The 3357-nt window shown below is 52.0% G+C and carries 3 protein-coding genes; all 3 read left to right on the plus strand.

Annotated features, from left to right (window positions below):
- Positions 1–213: 213 nt before the first annotated feature.
- The 3 genes from HPY90_RS15495 to HPY90_RS15505 all read left to right on the plus strand — a co-directional run bounded on the left by HPY90_RS15495 (position 214) and on the right by HPY90_RS15505 (position 2833).
- A complete protein-coding gene (locus HPY90_RS15495) occupies positions 214–873 on the plus strand; it encodes a sugar transferase (RefSeq protein ID WP_287195827.1) in 660 nt (219 codons plus the stop codon).
- A 36-nt stretch (positions 874–909) separates the two neighbouring features.
- Positions 910–1578, plus strand: coding sequence for an acetyltransferase (locus tag HPY90_RS15500; RefSeq protein ID WP_287195829.1), 669 nt, complete (start codon positions 910–912; stop codon positions 1576–1578).
- A gap of 115 nt (positions 1579–1693) precedes the next feature.
- Positions 1694–2833, plus strand: coding sequence for a DegT/DnrJ/EryC1/StrS family aminotransferase (locus HPY90_RS15505; RefSeq protein ID WP_287195830.1), 1140 nt, complete (start codon positions 1694–1696; stop codon positions 2831–2833).
- Positions 2834–3357: the final 524 nt, after the last annotated feature.

Raw genomic sequence — 3357 nt, forward strand, 5'->3', positions numbered from 1 at the left:
CCTAATGAGGAGAAGATAACCATTACTAGGTAATTCTTGCAGTTCAATGCATGCCTGTTTTTCATAATATTACATCTGTGTGTTCCTCAATCGATGCTGTGCCCAGAAACTATGAGTGATTTCGTGAGACAGGGGGCTCAACTTCGAGAACTAACATGCTGTCGAAGAAAAGCATTTCGTGAGATGGAATCCGTTGAGAAGGCTAATAAAGGAATGACGCCAATGAGTAAAGCCGCAAAGAGAGTTATAGATGTTTTGATATCGGGCTTGGGACTTATCGTCTTGACGCCTGCCATTTTTGTGGTATCATTTCTCATATTCATAACCATGGGAAAACCGGTCTTATTTACACAGGAGAGGCCGGGTAAGCACGGAAGGATTTTTCGCTTAATCAAGTTCCGCACCATGACCAAAGAAAGGGACGCTGAAGGCAATCTGCTACCGGACGAACAGCGGCTGACCCGGCTGGGCAGGTTTTTGCGCTCGACCAGCCTGGACGAACTGCCGGAACTCTTTAACGTGTTGAAGGGGGACATGAGCCTGGTGGGGCCGCGGCCTCTCCTGCCGCAGTACCTGGACAGGTATACCCCGGAGCAGGCCCGGCGGCACGAGGTTAAACCGGGAATCACGGGGTGGGCGCAGGTGAACGGCCGGAACGCCATCACTTGGGAAGAGAAATTTACGCTAGATGTGTGGTATGTTGATAACTGGTCTCTGTGGCTGGATATAAAGATTTTGGCACTTACCTTAATAAAGGTTTTTAAACGCGAGGGCATAAGCGCCGCGGGAGAGGCGACCATGCCGGAGTTCACGGGCTACGGTGCCCTTCAGGCAGAGCGGGAAGCCGCTGCGGGGAAGGATATTGATGCTTAGGGTCAATCAGGCAGTAGGGAAGCGTGAGGGAAAGCTATGGGTATGAAAGTTCGGAAACCATTGGTCATTGTCGGCGCTGGAGGTTTTGGCCGGGAAGTGGCCTGGCTGGTTCAGGACATCAACAGGCAAAACTCTGAATGGGAACTTCTCGGGTTCGTCGATGATAAGGGCCCGGGGATAACGGTGGAGGGCATTCCTATACTCGGCCCTACATCTTATATTTTCGAGTTAAACCCGGTTCCATGGGTTGCTTTGGCCATAGCTGATGCCAAGATAAGGTACAGGCTAATGCAGGAAGTGCAGGCCCGAGGAATTGAGATGGCTTCCTTGGTGCATCCTTCAGTTATAATGTCGGACTTTAACGATATCGGCTCCGGCTCTATCATTTGCGCGGGGACGATTATAACGACGAATGTCAAGCTGGGGAGAGCCAGTATTGTAAACCTGGGGTGCTTCGTTGGCCATGACACGGTTTTGGGCGACTGTGTAAGCATGATGCCGGCAACTAACCTGGCGGGTGAGGTTAAAGTTGGCACCGGAACCTATTTCGGCTTGAACGCGTGTGTGATCAACCGGAAAACTGTTGGTGAATGGTGTGTCATCGGAGCCGGGGCAGTTGTGGTGGACGACATCCCCGCAAATTCATTGGCAGTTGGTGTCCCCGCCCGGGTTATAAAGAAGCTGGACCCGGATAAGGGGTCTTGACGGAATTAGGATCTGCCGAACTCGTCGGGCAGATGTGGAACCGGGCGTTTACCTGGCGGCCGCACACAGGCCGAAGAAGTCGCGGATTCAAGCAATTTGAACAGGAAGTGATGAATTGGCCGGTCAACGCATCTACCTTTCTCCGCCGCACATGAGCGGGGAGGAAATGGAGTGCATAAAAGAGGCATTTGCGACCAACTGGATCGCGCCTTTAGGTCCTCATGTGGATGCTTTTGAGGCGGAGTTGGCGGAGTATGTCGGAGCGAAAGGGGCGGTGGCTGTAAGTTCGGGTACGGCGGCCATACACCTGGCCTTGCGGCTGCTGGGGGTAGGGCCAGGAGATGTGGTTTTCTGTTCCACCCTTACCTTTGTTGCCAGCGTGAACCCGGCGCTGTATTTGGGAGCAGTGCCGGTTTTTATCGACTCGGAACCGGCTAGCTGGAACATGTCTCCGGCGGCTTTGAAGAAGGCTTTTGCTGCTGCCGAGAAGAAGGGAAAGCTGCCCAAAGCGGTAATAGTCGTCAATTTGTACGGGCAGAGCGCGGACATGGACCCGATCCTGGGCTTGTGCAACGAGTACGGGGTGCCGGTAGTGGAGGATGCGGCGGAATCGCTGGGTGCGACGTACAAGGAAAAGATGTCGGGCACTTTGGGAAGATTTGGGGTCTATTCCTTCAACGGCAATAAGATTATAACTACCTCAGGCGGGGGAATGCTGGTTTCAGACGATGTCGAAGCTATCGAGAAGGCACGGTTCTGGGCCACCCAAGCGAGGGATAAGGCGCCGTGGTACCAGCACAGAGAAATGGGCTACAATTACCGCATGAGCAATGTCCTGGCCGGGATAGGGAGGGGACAGCTAAAGGTTATAGAAGACAGGGTAAAAGCAAGAAGAGATATTTTCAGGCGATATGAAGAAGCTTTTCGAGATATCGAAGGGGTGGGATTTATGCCGGAAGCCCCTTACGGCAGGTCCAACCGGTGGCTTACAGTTATGACCATAGACACGGAGAAACTTGGGATAACACCGATGGACGTGATCCGGGCCCTCGAATCCGAGAATATTGAAGCCCGGCCGGTGTGGAAACCCATGCACCTGCAGCCGCTGTTTGCGGGCTGTGAGTATTATACCCAGGGAGAAAACTACAGCGTGTCGGATCGCCTCTTCGCTTCTGGCTTGTGCCTGCCTTCCGGTTCGAGCCTTAGTGAAGAGGAGCAGGACCGCGTGATAAGCGTCATCCGCAGGATGTTGTAAACCACCGGGACGGTTCTTGCGGTTTATTTTGGTGAACTGGCGCTTTATTCCAAAACGTGTACAAGATTATTGGCCAGAAGAAAAAACGCCTATCTCTAGGCGTTTTTTCTTATCTTGAGTCTACCCACAGGCCTGGGCTGTGGGGGTATGCTGACGGTATTGCCTGACCGGGGATTGCTGGGTATAATGGCCATATCATCGAGAAAGGAAAAGACGCCCCTTGTGGTTATACTGCTGAACAGAAGCAGTACAAGAGGCGTCCCAGTCAACGCATGGTTATTATAACACGCTATGAGCTAAAGGAAAATCCGGAAAAGGGAGTTTTTTGTTAGGAGCATTGTCCTTGTCAATCAAAAAGTTGACCACTGTGCTCGTGAAAAAGTTGACCACCTGGGGTTGTCCTTGTCAATCAAAAAGTTGACCACTGTGCTCGTGAAAAAGTTGACCACCTGGGGTAAAAAAATAATACGAGTTATTCAGGGTTTGACTCACGTCGTCTTTTCAAAGTCTGTTTCAGCCGGAAG

The sequence above is a fragment of the Syntrophothermus sp. genome (assembly GCF_013314835.1).
Taxonomy (GTDB): Bacteria; Bacillota; Syntrophomonadia; order Syntrophomonadales; family Syntrophothermaceae; genus Syntrophothermus; species Syntrophothermus lipocalidus.

Excerpts from the sequence above, each read along its gene's own strand:
- HPY90_RS15495 (WP_287195827.1), top strand. The coding sequence starts at position 214 with ATGACGCCAATGAGTAAAGCCGCAAAGAGAGTTATAGATGTTTTGATA.
- HPY90_RS15500 (WP_287195829.1), top strand. The coding sequence starts at position 910 with ATGGGTATGAAAGTTCGGAAACCATTGGTCATTGTCGGCGCTGGAGGT.